The sequence below is a fragment of the Absiella sp. AM29-15 genome (assembly GCF_003434225.1).
GTDB lineage: Bacteria > Bacillota_I > Bacilli_A > Erysipelotrichales > Erysipelotrichaceae > Hoskinsella > Hoskinsella hominis.
Genome location: NZ_QVFL01000012.1, coordinates 92,763 through 110,736, shown reverse-complemented (window position 1 = coordinate 110,736; position 17,974 = coordinate 92,763). Strand labels below are relative to the sequence as shown.

The 17,974-nt window shown below is 35.4% G+C and carries 20 protein-coding genes; 2 read left to right on the top strand and 18 right to left on the bottom strand.

Features of this window, described 5'->3' with window-relative positions; genetic code table 11:
• Positions 1-31: 31 nt before the first annotated feature.
• Entirely contained in the window at positions 32-1,681 is a 1,650-nt protein-coding gene (gene nadE, locus DW761_RS13040; RefSeq protein ID WP_117518418.1) for an NAD(+) synthase, read from the bottom strand.
• Positions 1,682-1,795: 114 nt separating this feature from the next.
• On the opposite strand from nadE, the gene DW761_RS13035 reads away from it, so the two are divergent.
• Positions 1,796-2,533, top strand: coding sequence for a TrmH family RNA methyltransferase (locus DW761_RS13035; protein ID WP_117518417.1), 738 nt, complete (start codon positions 1,796-1,798; stop codon positions 2,531-2,533).
• A 298-nt stretch (positions 2,534-2,831) separates the two neighbouring features.
• Here DW761_RS13035 and DW761_RS13025 read toward each other — a convergent pair whose 3' ends face one another.
• The 8 genes from DW761_RS13025 to DW761_RS12990 all read right to left on the bottom strand — a co-directional run bounded on the left by DW761_RS13025 (position 2,832) and on the right by DW761_RS12990 (position 6,770).
• A complete protein-coding gene (locus DW761_RS13025; RefSeq protein ID WP_053769005.1) occupies positions 2,832-3,158 on the bottom strand; it encodes a MazG nucleotide pyrophosphohydrolase domain-containing protein in 327 nt (108 codons plus the stop codon).
• Positions 3,159-3,223: 65 nt separating this feature from the next.
• Positions 3,224-3,373 (bottom strand): SatD family protein, encoded by a 150-nt coding sequence (locus DW761_RS21860; protein ID WP_117452731.1) that lies wholly within the window; start codon positions 3,371-3,373, stop codon positions 3,224-3,226.
• A 109-nt stretch (positions 3,374-3,482) separates the two neighbouring features.
• On the bottom strand, positions 3,483-4,232 hold the full coding sequence (locus DW761_RS13015) for a tyrosine-protein phosphatase (RefSeq protein WP_117452732.1): 750 nt from the start codon (positions 4,230-4,232) through the stop codon (positions 3,483-3,485).
• A complete protein-coding gene (locus tag DW761_RS13010; protein WP_117518416.1) occupies positions 4,220-4,636 on the bottom strand; it encodes a hypothetical protein in 417 nt (138 codons plus the stop codon). Before DW761_RS13010 ends, DW761_RS13015 begins: the two co-directional genes overlap by 13 nt.
• Positions 4,637-4,948 carry a rhodanese-like domain-containing protein gene (locus DW761_RS13005; RefSeq protein ID WP_117452734.1) on the bottom strand — a complete coding sequence of 104 codons (312 nt, stop codon included), beginning with the start codon at positions 4,946-4,948 and terminating at the stop codon, positions 4,637-4,639.
• Positions 4,949-4,957: 9 nt separating this feature from the next.
• A complete protein-coding gene (locus DW761_RS13000; RefSeq protein ID WP_117452735.1) occupies positions 4,958-5,308 on the bottom strand; it encodes an amino acid permease in 351 nt (116 codons plus the stop codon).
• The gene (locus DW761_RS12995; protein WP_117452736.1) at positions 5,308-5,745 is read right to left on the bottom strand and encodes a peptidylprolyl isomerase; all 438 of its coding nucleotides are present in this window, start codon (positions 5,743-5,745) and stop codon (positions 5,308-5,310) included. Before DW761_RS12995 ends, DW761_RS13000 begins: the two co-directional genes overlap by 1 nt.
• A gap of 62 nt (positions 5,746-5,807) precedes the next feature.
• A complete protein-coding gene (locus DW761_RS12990) occupies positions 5,808-6,770 on the bottom strand; it encodes a retropepsin-like aspartic protease (RefSeq protein ID WP_158553804.1) in 963 nt (320 codons plus the stop codon).
• A 94-nt stretch (positions 6,771-6,864) separates the two neighbouring features.
• On the opposite strand from DW761_RS12990, the gene DW761_RS12985 reads away from it, so the two are divergent.
• Positions 6,865-7,725: a DUF4438 domain-containing protein gene (locus tag DW761_RS12985; protein WP_117518414.1), complete on the top strand. Its 861-nt coding sequence runs from the start codon at positions 6,865-6,867 to the stop codon at positions 7,723-7,725.
• A 26-nt stretch (positions 7,726-7,751) separates the two neighbouring features.
• On the opposite strand, the gene DW761_RS12980 is transcribed toward DW761_RS12985, so the two are convergent.
• From DW761_RS12980 to DW761_RS12940, 9 genes are all read right to left on the bottom strand, one after another.
• A complete protein-coding gene (locus tag DW761_RS12980; RefSeq protein ID WP_233513095.1) occupies positions 7,752-8,495 on the bottom strand; it encodes a Bax inhibitor-1 family protein in 744 nt (247 codons plus the stop codon).
• A 71-nt stretch (positions 8,496-8,566) separates the two neighbouring features.
• The gene (locus tag DW761_RS12975) at positions 8,567-9,304 is read right to left on the bottom strand and encodes an N-acetylmuramoyl-L-alanine amidase family protein (RefSeq protein ID WP_117518413.1); all 738 of its coding nucleotides are present in this window, start codon (positions 9,302-9,304) and stop codon (positions 8,567-8,569) included.
• Between the two features lie 14 nt (positions 9,305-9,318).
• Positions 9,319-10,143: a hypothetical protein gene (locus tag DW761_RS12970; protein WP_117518412.1), complete on the bottom strand. Its 825-nt coding sequence runs from the start codon at positions 10,141-10,143 to the stop codon at positions 9,319-9,321.
• A gap of 9 nt (positions 10,144-10,152) precedes the next feature.
• Entirely contained in the window at positions 10,153-10,587 is a 435-nt protein-coding gene (locus DW761_RS12965; protein ID WP_117518411.1) for a YaiI/YqxD family protein, read from the bottom strand.
• On the bottom strand, positions 10,580-11,779 hold the full coding sequence (ilvA, locus tag DW761_RS12960) for a threonine ammonia-lyase (protein WP_117518410.1): 1,200 nt from the start codon (positions 11,777-11,779) through the stop codon (positions 10,580-10,582). Before ilvA ends, DW761_RS12965 begins: the two co-directional genes overlap by 8 nt.
• Before the next feature lie 159 nt (positions 11,780-11,938).
• Entirely contained in the window at positions 11,939-13,006 is a 1,068-nt protein-coding gene (locus DW761_RS12955; RefSeq protein ID WP_117518409.1) for a hypothetical protein, read from the bottom strand.
• A 56-nt stretch (positions 13,007-13,062) separates the two neighbouring features.
• Positions 13,063-14,760, bottom strand: coding sequence for a hypothetical protein (locus DW761_RS12950; RefSeq protein ID WP_117518408.1), 1,698 nt, complete (start codon positions 14,758-14,760; stop codon positions 13,063-13,065).
• Positions 14,761-15,009: 249 nt separating this feature from the next.
• Positions 15,010-16,701, bottom strand: coding sequence for a proline--tRNA ligase (locus DW761_RS12945; RefSeq protein ID WP_117518407.1), 1,692 nt, complete (start codon positions 16,699-16,701; stop codon positions 15,010-15,012).
• Between the two features lie 46 nt (positions 16,702-16,747).
• Positions 16,748-17,974: a peptidase U32 family protein gene (locus DW761_RS12940; RefSeq protein WP_117518406.1), complete on the bottom strand. Its 1,227-nt coding sequence runs from the start codon at positions 17,972-17,974 to the stop codon at positions 16,748-16,750.

Sequence of the window (17,974 nt, the reverse complement as noted above, 5' to 3'; positions counted from 1 at the left end):
TTCGACTAAGAAAACGAAAAGTTACAAAATTTTAAGAAATCTTCATGATTTTCTTAAGCATGCCCTCATCATCCTTGCCATATCCACCCTGTGTACTGATACGTCCAGTAATGGTTTTCGCATGTAAAGTGATACAAGGAGGCAGTTGCAGACGTTTGAAGGCATTGCGTTTCATTGTGGACAATAGCCAGTCTAAATCCTGTAAGAACGTTTCTTCTGTATCAATATGATAATACTGCATCCATTCTCCTAGCTCATTTTGAAGTGTTTTTTTGCGATACTCCAATAGTAAAGAAGCTTTTGTTGCACCTAATCGAATTTTATTCAATAATGCATCATGATAAAACCATTTCATTGGATCCTTTTGTGCATCTTTTAATTCAGCACTTGGCATCATATCCCAAATCATTTTACCGTCTTTAAATTTTGGCAGCAGATTCTCAGGGACAACTTCTTTTCCCATACGAGCGTTGATTTCATGTGCGATTTCAAACAGTGTTACCTTATCCAAATCACCAATTAAAGAAAGTGCACCAATACTGTCACCATATAATGTACAATATCCAAGACTTGCTTCTACCATATTGGCATTATTCACTACAACACCACCAAGCATGCTGGATATTCCATTTAACACAAAACCACGAATCCTTGCCTGTAAATTCTCCTGTACAAGAGATGGCATGCCATTTACATCAAATCCAAATGATTCCATGAACTGATCTTTCATATCATCTACCATCTTTTGAATACTGCCTTTATGATAAGCAATTTTCAAAGCATTTGCTTCTTTTTCCGCATTATCAATGGTTTTCGTACTGTTATAGCCAGTTGGCATATTATAGCCATAAATCCGCTTGTTTCCCAGTGCCATTGTTAATAATGCAGCTGTGACACTACTATCAAGTCCTCCACTCAATCCAACAACCCAAGGCATGGAAGATGGAAATACAGATGCATCAAAGGATTTGATTCCCATTAATAAGGCATCTAATATATGTTTTTCTTTAGGTGTATCTTTTGTGTCATGTATATCCACAATGTCCATCGTATCAGTGAAATACGCTGCCTGATAAACTAATTCATGATTGCGGTAGATATAACTTCCACCTTCCATCACCTTTACCTGTTTTCCACTATTTTGTGCGCCACAAACATTGGCGTATATAATATTTCCATGATAAGTGCTTTCTTCATCCATATCATAAGGATGTGCATCTAGATTGATATTCATATCCGCTAATTGAAGTTCCTTCCCAAAATTAAGCGCAAACACCATATCTTTAAATTCAATAGCACTATTGATGTCACTTTCTTCAAAATACATAGCATCATCTACATATTCTGTCGTTTCATTTTTCTTTACACGCATATGCGTGTTGCCCTGATACGCAAAAAAAGCGGCATTGAAACGTCGTTTATTGCGATAACGAATATTTCCCCATACAATAGCGATATCATCGCTCATTGCGATTAATCGTTCATTAAAGCTGTCCACATAGCGACACCATGCATCATCCATCCAGTCTTCACTTAACAGATATCCACTGATGGCATTTTGTCCAAATACGATCATATCCGCCTGTGCTTTTTTGGCTTCTTCAATTCTTTGCTTCATATAAACAAAATTTTCTTCACATTTTTTTGGTTTGACCATCATGGTCACGATTGCTATCTTCATATCAAAACCTCACTTTTTCCTATAGTTTACCACAGAACACGTATAATGAAAACAAAAGTATTTCTAAATTTTCCTAAGGCATGCTATAATACCTTTGATTGAGAGGTAACCGAAATGGAAGACTATATTTTAGAAGGTAATATCAGCGTTAAAGCTGCCCTTTTGGCAAATAAACGCTGCATTCATAAGATTTATATTGATAAAAAGAAAAAAGACCGCGACACGGCTTTTATCATCCGTAAAGCAAAAGAAAAAAAGATACCGGTAGAAATCCACACACGAGAAGAAATTGATGAATATGCGCAAGGCAAAACCCATGGGGGTATGATTGCATTTTGTGGAGAACGAAGTTATCAAAAACTATCCGATTGTATCATGAATGATGATTGCTTCTTATGTATCCTGGAAGGCATTGAAGATCCATTTAATTTTGGCCATGTCCTTCGTTCCCTGTATGCAGCAGGATGTGATGGTGTCATCATTCCACCAAGAAACTGGACAACTGCCGCAGGTGTTGTCGCAAAATCCAGTGCTGGTGCCAGTGAATATTTATCCATGATCATCGCAGATGATATGGAAGCATTACTTACTGAAATGAAAAACAACGATATACATTTAATCGCCGCAGAGCGAAAAGATGCAGTGAATCTTTATGAATATACATTTCCAAAACGTGTCTGTATCGCCATTGGTGGTGAAATGCGTGGCTTAAGTAAAATCGTAGCACAGGCTTGTGATCAAAATGTCTTCATACCTTATGCGAATGATTTTAAAAATGCAATGAGTGCCAGCAGCAGTGCTACCATATTCGCTTTTGAATTATTAAGACAGCGGATGATCAAAAAACAGTAAAAGGCTTCAAAATAAGCCTTTTTTCTTTTAGTTATAATTGATAGTTATTTCAATATTTTTCTGCCTCTCTCACATTATCTTTTTTACAGAACACATGTCTTAGGCTGTGGGGCGTTATCTTCGGTAATGGCGTTTTCTCATGGCTCTTGTTATATTTCTTTACAACACCGTTCAACACCGATTTATAACAGCCCTCCTGTATAGGGTGTTGATAGTTATGCCATCTTTTTTATATACATAACATCAATATCGAAAGCATTAGAAGCACTATATAACAATTCATCAAACATATTCTTATTTACCAACGCTTCATATTCTTTTCAAACTTATTAACATATGCAGATTTTAATTCTTCGGATGAAATATCGTAACATAATAAAACATCATTGTAATACATCAGAACATCTGCTAATTCTTCAATCAAATCCTTTCTCAAATCTTCATCTTGACTGGCTTTTAATCCGCTATGTTTTTTTACAATATCAATTACTTCGCCAATTTCTCCAACCATCCATAGTAATTTGTTTTGCCCTACTTCAGCAGAAATACCTTCCCATTTATCTTTGTATTTTTCTTGTAGTATTTTTTGCATTTCTTTCATTTCATTTATTGTAAATTCACTCATATAAATATCTCCTATAAATTTCAATTTGTCTTTACCTGCATTATACCATGCAGTTATAAGCATTGTCATTTCTTTTCTGCTTTTGAAAAGCTATTAATTAGCCTATACTTTAAGTCCTGTACTAATCCTTGAAATTCATCTCCTAGACTTATTTGAAATTTTGCGGCTAACGATTTTTTATAAATAGAATTGATTTTTTCTAAAACTTGTTTCAACTGATACTATTATATCATCAATTTGATTCCTTATATAAGGAATCACTCCCCTTTTTCTATATAAAAAAACAGAAATCATATTAGATTTTCTGTTTCTTGATATATTTATTTAGCGAGAAGTGATGAAATGCTCTTTGATGATTTCCAGACTTTCTTTAGAAACACCTATGGATAACAGATATGCTTCACAACCACCACTTGTTTCCAGTTTATCTAAAAGAGGTTCCATCATATCCGGCGTACTTTCAAATAAAGCACGAATTTGTGGTACCTGCATAAGTTCCTTTGGTAACATTTGATTGACACCTAATGTGTTATACGTTGCACTTACCTGATAATCCGCAAGGATATCATAACGGTCAACCCCAATTAAAGACAATAACAAGACACTCAACATGCCTGTACGATCTTTTCCAGCAGTACAATGAAACAATACTGCTTCATGACGTGATAAAGCATTAGCAATCACATCAAATACTTTTATAATTTGTTCAGGCACATCTTCAATCATCTCATCATATTTTAATTTCATGCTTTCCATAAACTGTTCTCTGGCTTCATCATCCAGCAGTTCTTTAGGACTTTTGTCCTCTTTCATGAATGGTAATGAAACTTTCGTCATGCCATGAGCAGCTGCATCATAACCCATTTGCTGTTGTTCACTGTCACTACGTAAATCGATGATCCATTTAATATTGCAATTTGCCAGATATTGCCAGTCATGTTCATCCAGTTTTTCCAAAGAATCACTGCGATACAGCATATGCCAGCTGCTCATACAATGTTCATCTATGGCATAGCCACCTAAATCTCTAACATTGCAAGCATGATGTAATGGTAATCTTCTTACTTTTTGCATTTCTTCTTTTTCCCCCTGGCTTTACTTTCCTGCAGTTCTTTACGCATTTTTTCAATTCGTTCCCGTTCTTCCAGTTCCTGTGTTCTACTTCTTACTTTATATAGAAATCCATCACCAAAAATAAATCGCAGCAACATTGTTAAAAAAATGCATATGGCAGACAACACAATAAATACAATCAGATAACGTAAAAAGCCTTGTAGATTGATCTGATCAAAATATATAAAAATCGTATCTGTCACAAATAATAAAACGATAGCAATGATCAGGTATGGAAATATCTTATTTTCTATATATAATGATTCCTTACAGTGATCGCATTGTACACGTGGTGAAAATTTATTTTTCATATAATGAAAAGAAAATTCCTGCCCGCACTTTGGACAAATCAGTTTCTTCTTCATTTACGCACCAGTTTCTACTTCATAAGGCCAGCTGATAATTCCACCAACGTTATATACTTCTTCAAAACCCATTTCTAATAATTTACGTTTTGCAGTAGTACTACGCTGTCCACTACGACAGTATACATACAGTTTTTTATCCTTTGGCAACATGATTTCTGCACTTTGGTCTAATTCACTCAAAGGTACATTGATTGCATCTGGAATGTGACCATTCGCAAATTCATCAATCTCTCTTACATCGACAAGCAGGACATCGTCATCCTGCATATCCGCTCGTACTTCTTCCATTGTTTTATCAAAATTGAACATAGTTCCTCCTTAATCGACAAACAGATATCCACAAAAGATATACAGCATATTAATATAAAAAGCACCCATTCCAAGATAAGCCATCCAGTCACTGACATATGGGATACGAAAATATCCAAGCTGTGTAAACAGCAGCAGGACTACGACAACAACCGCAAATACCTTACGGAAAATTGCATTGCTTTTCTTTTTTCTGTTTCTATTCAGAGATACCCCAAACATAAATAATGCGGATACCGTGACGATAATCAGCAATGTAGAAACAAAAGCACCTGTTAAATAGGTTTCAATCAGTTTTGTTAATACCGCTGAAACAACAATGACCAATACAGGAAAGCCTAAACGCTTTACATCATCCATTATGCTTCCTCAATTTCAACCATATCCATAACATCGCCATTACGCATAGATGTCACAGCTTTCATGTTATCCGTTACTTTTCCAAATACGGTATGAACACCATCCAAATGTGGCTGTGGTTCATGACAGATAAAGAACTGACAACATCCTGTATCTTTTCCACGATGTGCCATAGATAAGCTTCCAGTTACATGACGATTTGGGTTATGCATGGTTTCACATGGAATTGTATAACCTAAATCTCCAGCACCTGTTCCATAAGGACATCCACCCTGTGATACGAAGTGTGGAATTACACGATGGAATGTTTTGCCATTGTAGTAGCCTTCCTTGATTAATTTCACAAAATTTTCTACTGTGATTGGGGCATCATCCGGATATAATTCAAATGGGATGACTTCCCCATTGTGCATTGTAATTTTACCTTTGATAATCATAATTGATACCATCCTTTCGCTTTTACCTTATATACTATACACGAAATTGAAAGAAAAAACAATCATGCAATCAGAACCATTGCTTTACTGTTCACAAATCTTATTCTTCTTCCTTTAAATATTTCATTTCCTAAAACACCATCAAAACAAAATTCAGGAAATAGCTGTACTCTGCCTGTTCCTACATGTTTCAAATGGATATGTGCCTTATATAAATATAACTCTACTGATGATAATACTTTCACATCCAATTCTTCCAAGCCATGCACGCCAAATCCTAATGTCTTTCCTTCATCTGCGATCTGATATTGAAATTTATCAATCGCATGTTCTCCTATCCAGCTGATTTTTGATCCACTGTCAAATCCAAAGATACCGGTTTTCCTATCTGGTGTCTTTACGATAAAAAAAGGAAAACTTCCCATCACCATATTGGGATGATCAAAGCGAAAACGATTTTTTAATACCTTCATCTGCTTTGCGATATCATCTAGTTCAAAATCAATCGTACTTAAGATATCCCATCCTAAGATACCATCAAACATAAATAAGTCAATATTTCCAAATTTCAAAGAAAAGTCTTGTTCCTTTAAAGCAATCATCGGAAAATTATGATATTCGATTGCGCCAAATTGTAAAGTATCTGCACGCATGCCTTTCATTGCTTTTTCTTTTCCACCAACACTGCCCACAGACAATGTCCTGCCTGTTTCTTTCAACTGCAGTTCTTTTATTTTAGATTCCTTCATCCCACTGATCTGTGCACCTGTATCAATGATAAAGGTACAGCGTACATGGTTGATATAAACAGGGATGGTTAATAAGCCAAATACATTTCGTTTCATAGGAAGTGTAAATTCATCCTGGTATTGATTCATTTCTACCTCATGACTTCCATTTACGCTTTCTCTTGCCTGTTGTAAAGCTGTTAAAAAGCTTCCATGGACATATTTTTCTATGATACGATCTCTTTCTGTTTTTTCTATGATGACTTCTTCTTTTGTGTTTGTTACACATTTGTGCATGATCATTGCCTCACCTCGATGGTATTATAACATTGTTTCTCGTGTGTTTCCATGTGTTTTGCGGTATAATAAAAAACAGATGGAGGTGTGTGTTATGAAAACGAATAAAAACTGTTTGCCAATCATGAGTGTACAAGGCTGTGTAGATCATCCAGGGTTAAAAGGGGATGGCTATTGGGTTGGATATGATGGCTGGGGAAGAATTTCCATGTCTGTTGGAGGTATCACCTATAATTATAAAATTGGTGATTGCTGTATGGGTATTGCTGGTGATCATATTGAACCAGGTGTTAGTATCAAGCATCCAGGAAGTAAAGAGAATAATGCATTAATGGCATTTGCATGTATTGGTAATAAAGCGAAAGTTATTTCTGGTGATGCAAAAGGTAGTATTGGATATGTGACTGGAAAACATGGTGGCATTGATCATGTTATGGTTTATTTTGATGATGATACTTTGGATAAAATGACATGTGATGATCGTATTTTAATTAAAGCATACGGTCAGGGATTAAAATTAGATGATCATGAAGATATACAGGTGATGAATCTTGATCCTGAGTTACTGGATAAATTAAACATCCAGGAAACAGCTAATGGTTTAAGGATACCTGTAAAAACTATCATCCCTGCATATCTGATGGGAAGTGGTTTAGGCAGTACGAGTATGATGAATGGGGATTATGATATCATGACGCAGGATAAACAGGCAAATCAAAAATTCCATTTAAATGAACTCTGTTTTGGCGATCTTGTGGCAATTGAAGATCATGACAATCATCATGGACCTCATTATCTAAAAGGTGCAATTTCCATTGGTGTCGTCGTACACAGTGATTCCTTTACCAGTGGACATGGCCCAGGACTTACCATTATTCTGACAAGTGAATCTCAACAACTACAACCGGTCATTGACCAGCATGCAAATATCGCAGAGTACTTAGGCGTAAAATAAAAACACAGATTAATTTCTGTGTTTTTTTAAGATTTACGATTTCCCATGATTCTTAAGATATACAGGAAGATATTAACGAAATCCAGATATAACTGGAAAGCACTATAGATAGAGATACGATTCATCATATCTGTATCCCCCATGCACTGTTCAGATAACTTACGCATTTTTTGTGTATCATAAGCAGTAATACCAGTGAATAATGCTAAGCCGATACCTGCAAATAACATTGTATAAATATCTTGTCCTAAAAACATCATTACGACTTCAATTACAACCATGATCATTAAACCGATATATAAAACAGGTCCAATTTTCATTAAATTCATTTTTGTTGTATAGCCAATCACACCTAAAGCACCAAAATACGCAACAGATAAGCCAAATGCAATCGCAATGGATTCCCCTGTATAAATCATTGCTAATGAAGAACAGGTAACACCAAGTAATGCAGCATATACTAAGAATAGAATTCTTGTTGTTGCGACTTTCATTTTAAATAAACGTGCTGAGAATACAACTGCAATACCTAATTGAGCAACCAGTAATACCATTGGTGTCATTGGTTTTGTATATAATAAGAACCAAAAATCGATACTATTATATAAGATTGCGGATACAATTGCAGTTACACCAACACCTGCTGCCATCCATAAGAATGTTTTCGCAACCTGTTTACGCATGATATCTGACTCGGATGAATAATCATTCGTGCCATCAAACATGCTTCTTTCTTCTTTATCTAATACATCATCATGTTTTCCAAACATTGATAAAACCTCCTTTATTTCATTAGTATACACTATTTTGAATTATATTTCATTAAATTTACAAGTTTTCATTATTTTTCATTCACATAAGCAATAATTCCATTCGCAATCGCTTCCGAAATCTTAGAAGCCCCATCCTCACTTTCGATAAATGCAGAATCTTCTTCATTACTGATAAAACCAACTTCTACCAAAACGGATGGAATATGATTAAACGTCAATAAAGATAATGGACTGATTGCTTGATCTTTAATACCTCGATCTGTGCTTTCACTCACAGCTTTAAACTTTGAGATAATATTTTCTGCCAATTTCACATTTTCATTATTATCGTAATTAACCCAGACTTCATGTCCGCGTATTTCATCTGCATATTCTTCAGAGAAATTCATGTGAATGGACACAAAACATTTTGCATTACTTTCATTTGCGATTTCAGAACGTGCTAATAAGTCTTCAGCGTTATCATCACTCCATGTGACATTATCATCTGTTCTTGTATAAATTACTTCTATATTGTTTTTCTCTAATATAGCGCCAACTTTTTTTGAAATATTCAAATTCAGGTTTTTCTCTAATTTTCCATTGGTGCTTTCACTTCCGCTGTCATATCCTCCATGACCTGGATCAATCACAACCTTGATTTTTTCTTCTTTTTTCTCATCTGTGGGAATACTTTGTTTACTCACTTCATTTTCATGCTCTTTATCCAATGCATAGCCTTTTTCACGCATACCGGGAATTACTGTAAAGCATAAAAGAATCAACGATATCCAAATAATGTTTCTCTGTATAAAATTTTTCTTCATATGGTTCCTCGCTTTTATTTTTGTTCTTCGATCAATTGCTGGATGACCTCAAAAGCTTCGCTTTTTTCATCCCATAAGTTTCGATACTTCTTTAGAATACGAATTGCACGCTGTTCATCTTCATCCAGATAAGCAAGTGCATAATGTAAAAGTGCATCACATGGATCTAAATGATTTTTTAACAGTGTCTGAAATATCTGTTCACCTTTTTTAGATTTCATTTTTATGTAGGCAGTTGCCTGTTCATATTGCATACTTGCTCTTAGAAATGGATGACTTTGTGGAAATGTCTTTAACATCTTATCGCATAAATCCACAATTTCACGATACATTTGGCGCTGTTTCATGCCTTCCTGCATCATCATATCTAATAGACTCATAAAATAAGCATATAGATCAACACCATCATTTACCTGATACTGCATCGTTTCTATAGCTTTAATGCCAAACTTCTGCGCTGTTTGACATAATTTGCGATAACATCCTGCCACTTGTTTGATTTTTTCAACTTGTGCAAGATTCTCCTCCATTATATCACGAATTTGACTAGATAAAATACCATAATGCATAAATCCATAATTTTCTCGGATTGCAATCTCTAAAACTACTTCATCAATAAATTCTTTTGGATATTTTGCAGGATGAATATCGTAAGTATCAAAGATCATATCCGCAATGGAAAGTTCATTATATGTATGAACAAGCTGCTCTTTTATTTGATCATAACGTAAAGCACAGCCCATTGATTTTAGCTGTGCATTTATTTCTTCTAAAGACATGGAGGAAAGCTCCTGAACCATCGTTTGATAAGCGAGTGTTTTTAAAATTGTTTCTGACATAATTACCTCTTACATGGATGACAATACATCCTCTAACAGTTCACAAAATGCTTCATCTTCTTTGTGTGTCCGTTTTTTCGCATGTGCATAATGTCCATGCTTTCGCTGGTTATAGGATTGATGACGCTGTGCCAGCAGATTGTCAATATTGTCTTTGGTATAGGCAAATCCCATTTGTGACAAGACGATAGCACCTTTTGCCAGTGCTAATGCCGCAAGTCCATAATCCTGAGTAATTATGATATCATTGTTTTCTGTATTTCGCAAGAGTGTAAAATCCGCAACATCTTTTCCCTTATCCACCACGATTACCTTAACATCATCATAAGAAAAGAAATGAGAGGTGTCACATACAATGACCACCTCTGTTTCATACGCTCTCGCAATTTCAATTGTTTCTTCTACGACCGGACATCCATCTCCATCTATCAATATTTTAGGCATGATCGATTAAATGTGGTGTATAGCCATTGATTTCCAGGATATCCATGACTTGCTGGATATGTGCCTGATTATTTGTTTCAATCACAAGTCCTACACGGCATTTATTAAATAAGATACCATTTTGGATACGGTTATGATTGACAGATATGATGTTGGCACCTGTCTGAGAAATCAGTTCAATCATTCTTGACAAGTTACCTGGTTTATCCACAACATCCATATTGATCACTGCTTTTCTTCCAGTCTTAATCAAACCTAGATCAATAATTTTGCTTAACAGATTGACATCAATATTTCCTCCACTTAATACACATACGACTTTATGGTTTTCTAAATCAACTTTATGGAACATTGCCGCTGCTACACTGGTTGCACCTGCACCTTCCGCTACCATCTTCATTTTTTCAAGCAATACAAGAATTGCGGCTGCGATTTCTTCTTCATTCACCGTAACGACTTCATCTACATATTGTTTACAGATATCATAAGTCAATGTACCTGGTGTTTTCACTGCGATACCATCTGCAATCGTATTCACACTGTCCAGCTGAATAATTTTTCCTTCTTCAAGCGAACGTTTCATACTTGGTGCATTTTCTGATTGTACACCAATCACTTTACAGCTTGGTTTAATGCTTTTAATTGCCGTCGCAATACCACTGATCAATCCACCACCGCCAATTGGCACAATGACAGTATCTACATCCAGCATTTTTTCCAGAATTTCTAATCCAATGGTCCCCTGTCCTGCGATGACATCTTCATCATTGAATGGTTCAATAAAAACAGCACCTGTGATTTCCTGTAGATTCTTTGCATATTCATATGCATCATTGAAAGTATCTCCCTGCAATTCTACATTCACACCATAACTTCTAGTTGCTTCAATTTTAGATAATGGGGCAGTTTTTGGCATAACGATGGTTCCCTTGATTCCCATTTTCATACAAGAATAAGCAACTCCCTGTGCATGATTTCCTGCACTTGCGGCAATGACACCCTTCTTTTTTTCTTCTTCACTTAGATTAGAAAGTTTAAAGTATGCGCCACGTAACTTAAAAGCTCCTGTTCCCTGCAAATTTTCTGATTTGATATAAAGATTTTCATGAATCTTTCCAGCGTGTACAATTGGTGTTTTACTAATGATTGGCTCCAAAACTTCTTTTGCCTTTTGAATACGATCTAATTTCATGTTTGATTTCCTCCCAAAACTAACTAACTTCATTGTACACCGTTTTCATTTACTTGAAAAGATACTTTTTCTACTTTTTGAATACAAATTTATATTTTTGTATGCATTTTGTGAACATCTATTTTCCAATCATGAATTCTTACATAAGAATAGAATACTTTATATATTATCGCAAAGTATTTGATATAAATCATCATCGATATTATCATATTGGATGATATAATCTAAGAAGATTTTTTGTATTTCTTCATTCACATTTTTGCTTAGGATTTCAATTAATTCCGCATGATAGATATGAAAAAAATCATCAAATAAATAACACTTCACATATGGTAAAAGGCGTTGATCTGCATCCGCATAAAGCCTCAATGCTATGCTATAGATATCATATGACTTTATTTCTTTTACATTCTGATTGATTGTTGCATCCGCAATCTGCTGGGCTGTTTTTAAATCGATATCCTCGATATGAATGGCATCGATTACTGTCATATACTTTTTACAATTCTGTACGATATCCTGATCCCATTTTCTTGATTGTATGCTATCGGTTTTATGTGGAAGGGGGTTACGCATATGCGTTGTCCTTACAGGAACAATGACAGCCGTTTTTACCTTTCTTCCACATTTCGCTGCTGCACAGGCTTTATGATGTCCATCCAAAAGCACACATCCAAATCCACCAATATAATAAGCAACAGCATACGCTTCAGGATGCTTCTCATAATATTCCACCTGTCTTGGATTATATCGTTTCACACTTTGTGACGGATATAAAAATAATGGTCTTCCTTCTATATATTTCATATCATCATAAGTACAGCTTGCTGATGCATAACCAGCTTCGCTATTCCAGAAGAATGAATGATCACCTTTTGTAGGAATACATTCACATAACATTAAGCGATATTCTCCATTCATCAATGATTGAAATAATGGCTGTAGTTTATGAAATGCATCCTGTAAAGATGTATAAGTTGTGTCCCATGTATATGGCAATACTTCATCATCCTGTAATCCACATCGTAAAAATGCTTCATGTGTTGAAATGAAATAACATTCATCCTCAAGCTCAACTAATGGTTTGTTTCCAGCACATAGTTGTATATATTGATGTTCATCTTCATCATAATAGACCTCATAAAGAAATCCACTTCCATTATTTACCTGAAATGAAAGCACCTCAGTATGATAAGCAGGATCAAAATATATATCTTTGATTTCCATATTATCACATCCTTTCTATTAACAAAAGACTATCCTTATGGATAGCCTTGTTTTCATTAATCTTTTTCGATGAAGTTTAATAATTCTTTTGCGGCAACATTGATACCTTCACGGTTTTCTTTATCCAGACCTAAGTGTGTATAAATTTCACCTACAAAGACACCATTTTTCTGCATTGCGTCAAACATCTCATGAATCAATGGTTCACAGATTTCTTCCTGCTGCATTGGTCCAAATGGGTTTGCAAAGTAAGTTGTGGAAATACCAACCTCCTGTGTAGTTCCCTTTGCCATACGTTTTCCTTCTTTACATGTTGCGATAGCATCTGCCATATCATCAAAACGGTGTAAACCATTCTTATCATCATAGTTGTTTGCATATGCGAACAAGTCAATACGATGATTTGTCGCAACGATTTCATAAGGAGCTGCTGGTGTAATAACACGGGCATTGTTGCTTGATTCAGGGTTCATGAAGATAGAACGGTCCATATCACGATATGGAGTACCTGGATCCAAGTCATCCAAACGGATGAATGCACCAATTTCAGTACCCTGTCCAAATGGAACACCATCTTCTAAGTGAATAGTTCCCATATCATCAAATACAACAACGATATCCTTAATGATATCTTTACCAACATTCTTCAATGCTTCAATGGATTCAGACTTACCTGCACCAGAATCACCCATCAGCATGATATTCTTGCGTTTACCATTCTTCAATGTGATTTCTACGAAAGCACCATGGATTGGCAGCCAGCCCTTCTGCATTTTTCTTACGTTGTGCAATGTTAATGACATTTTCTTCAGATATCCAAAGTATTCAACACGTTCATTATAGCTAACGCATCCTACCCATACATCTTCTTCTTTATCATAGTGGAATGTAGTCTGGTCTTTTCCATCTTCATTACCAAACAATACGATCATATCTGGTTTCTTTGAACATTCATCTTCATTTGCTAATTCAAACAAGTTTGCAAGTGATACTGCTGAAGAAATAAAATCACGGTGGAAATAGATAAATGCCAGCAATGTTCCAATTTTACATGGATAACAGAACCATTCATCTGGTGTTCCTGTGAATTCTTCAATTGGGTTTGTATCAATTTCTTCAAACATACCTGTACGTTTATTTGATTTTGGGTGTAACAGCATAGGTGTACGTAACATAACTGAATTAATAAATTCAATATCTTTCAGCTTATCATATTTTGCTGATAGCTTTGTTTTGTTTTTACGTACAGAAATTGCTGCATTGGTACCTGATTGTAACTGACGGTATACTTTATTTTTTCTACCCATGATCTGTTCTTCAATAGAACGATACAGGCTTAGAATCAATAAGTTGAAACTAGAGTCCGCAGATACAAAGCTCATATCCTGTAATGCATTACCTTCTCCAACGCTGATCACAGCGAATCTTTGGTGTTTCTTCCAGAAGTTATACATTTCTTCTACGAATTCCAATAATCTTTTCTTATCATTTAAATATTGTGATTCAATTTCATCCACCTTAAATACTCGCATCATACGGAACAGTCTTAAGATTTCAGTAGTCGCTTCTCTCGGTGTTTTACCATTTAATGCAAAATAGTATAAATCTTCGTGTGTGTCTTTTAAATAGTCAATATAATTATGAACATAGTTGCTGAAGGTAGTGGAATTTAATAACATATCTCCATTTTGTGCATACCCTGCACTATAGTTCACGATTGCTAAGTCATTTGTTAAATACAATGTTTCCTTCATAAATCTGCTCCTTTCACTCTCTTTTTTGTCCTTTATCATAAGGTGAAATAACCCTATCGTCATATATTATACAATAAAAAGAAAAAGAAAGAAAGACATTTTTGTAATATTTTCATTTTATGTAAAAATTTTCACTAGAGTCATTTGTAATACCGTTTACATTACTATGAAAATGGTGTTTTTCACGATTTCTGTTTTCAAAATTTTCATAACTATAAGAAAAACCAGCGGAATAATTTCCGCTGATTCTTATTTTACTAAAGCTGTTACTTTTTCTACGATTGCATCTAGTGCTACTTCTTCATTCGCATCTGCTGTTCTTGCGCGGAATTCAACTTTACCTTCTTTGATTCCTCTACCAACCGTAATACGATAAGGGATACCGACAAGTTCCATATCTTTGAATTTTACTCCTGGACGTTCATTACGATCATCCAATACCACATCTACACCCTGTGCTTTTAAAGTATCATATAATTCATTTGCGATACGTACCTGTTCTTCATCTTTCATAGATACGATGACGATTGCCACAACATATGGCGCAACATTTACTGGCCAGATAATTCCCTGTTCATCGTTGTGCTGTTCAACGATACTTGCCATACAACGTTCTAATCCAAAGCCATAACATCCCATTTCTACTGGATGTAATTTATTTTCTTTATCCAGATATTCCAAGCCAAGTGCTTTCGCATATTTCGTACCCAGTTTAAAGGTATTTCCTACTTCAATTCCTTTACAGAATTTTAGTGGTTTTCCACAGTTTGGACAAATATCACCTTCGTGTACCTGTGCGATATCCGCAATCATTTCAACTGTGAAATCTTTTAGGTTAACATTTGCGATGTGGTGGTCTGTTTTGTTTGCGCCAACGATAAAGTTTTTCATTTTCGCAACTTCACGATCCATAATGATTGGACATTCTAATCCAACAGGACCTGCAAAACCAACCTTTGCATGTGTAACACGTTCTACTTCATCAAAGCTTGCTAGTTCAATTTCATTTGCCTTCAACAGTTTTAATACTTTTGTTTCATTTAATTCACGGTTTCCCTTTAACAGGAATGCATATGTTTTACCATCTACAGAATAGATTAGTGTTTTCACAAAATCATCAGCTGTACGGTGAAAGAAAGCCGCTACTTCATCAATCGTTTTCGCATTTGGTGTTTCTACGACCTCCATGGCTTTTTCTTCTTCATTGCTTTCCTGTGCTGTATCAACAACTTCTGTAATTTCTAAATTACTTGAAAAATCACAAGCATCACATGTCACAACAACATCTTCACCAATTTCTGTAATGGCCTGGAATTCTTCACTTAGACTTCCTCCCATTGCACCGGTATCTGCTTTTACAATCTTATATTCTAGATCGCAGCGTTCCATAATATTCTTATATGCATTAAACATTTTCATATAAGATTCATGTAATCCTGCTTCATCGATATCAAAGGAATAAGCATCCTTCATGATAAATTCACGTACACGGATCAATCCATAACGAGGTCTTGTTTCATCACGGAATTTGGTTTGAATCTGATATAGATTATATGGGAAATCTTTATAAGATTTTCCTTTCATCATCGCTGCCATCGTGAATAATTCTTCATGTGTTGGTCCTAATACATAGTTTTTCTGATAACGGTCTTTTAGCGCAAACATATTAGATCCAAATGCTGCTCTACGACCGCTTTTTTCATAAATTTCTTCTGGAATCAGCGCAGGCATTAATAATTCCTGTGCTCCTGCATGATCCATTTCTTCACGTACAATTTCTTCAATCTTCTTTAATACTCGTTTCCCCATTGGCATGATCATATAAATTCCACTGCTGCTTTTTTTGATCATTCCTGCTCTAACCAGCAGATTTCCACTAGTACTGTCTTCATCTTTTGCATTTTCTCTTATCGTATAAAAGAAACTATTACTTAATTTCATGTAATCTCTCCTCACAATCTTTTTTATTTTATCACGTTTTTCATGCTTAATAAATATCTGAACGATCTTTTTTCATGACTTTCCGTATCATGGCATCTTTTTCCATTGGCAGCTTTGATTTCATTTTTAATATCTGCATAGGTTTATTCGCAACTTCCACAAGATTGCCGTCAACATCATATAAATCATCGATCATAAATTTTGTCATTGGGATATGCGGTCCAAATACTTCTGCTTCCATATGCGGCAAAAAATGATTACGAACTTCTAAGGTAGCAATTTGTTCTTTTTCATCATAATCTAGCACATAAGCAATGTATTCCTGTGTGACACCTGCGCCATTAATACCATATAAATGATCCTGTGGCTTTGGCTGTCCCAAATAGAATCCTATCGCGGTCGGTCGGTTTTCCGCCTTAGATAATTCTTCATAATAATATTGTAAACGTGCTTCACTTAAACATCCTTTTTCATATACTTCATCAATCAGCATGCGATATGTCTTAATCAGTGTCGCAATGTAATAAGCACTTTTCATTCTTCCTTCGATTTTTAAACTGGCGATTCCTGCTTCTATCAAATCAGGGATAAACCGTGCTGCCATCAAATCTTTGCTGGACATGGAAAATAAGTCATGATCATCATGTAACTGACGCTCACCATCATATAAACGATATTTCCAGCGACAGCTTTGTGCACAACCTCCACGATTGGCATCTCTTCCTGTCATATGATTGCTTAATACACATCTGCCTGAATAAGATATACACATTCCTCCATGAATAAATACTTCTAATGGTACTTTGGCATGTTTGGCTGTTTCTTTTATTTGATCAAGTGTCAGCTCTCTTGCTAATACCACACGATCCATTCCTTTATCTTTCCAATAATTTGCGGCTGAGGAATTGGTAGAGGAATGCTGGGTACTCACATGTACCTCCAGTTTAGGTGCATATTGCTTGGCACATTTCATAATGGCAGGAGATGCAGCAATGATCGCAGTAACACCGATTCGTTCTAATTCCATCAGATATTCTTTTAATCCATGCATATCTTCTTCATGGGGCAGCATATTGACTGTCACATGAATATGCGCACCATGGGCTTTCGCAAATTTTACACCTTCTGCAATATCTTCAATAGAAAAATTACTTGCACGGGAACGTAATGAAAACTGTTTTCCTCCTAGATAAATAGCGTCTGCGCCATATAATACCGCAATTTTTAAACGTTCTAAATCACCTGCTGGTGCCAACAATTCAATTTTCTTCAC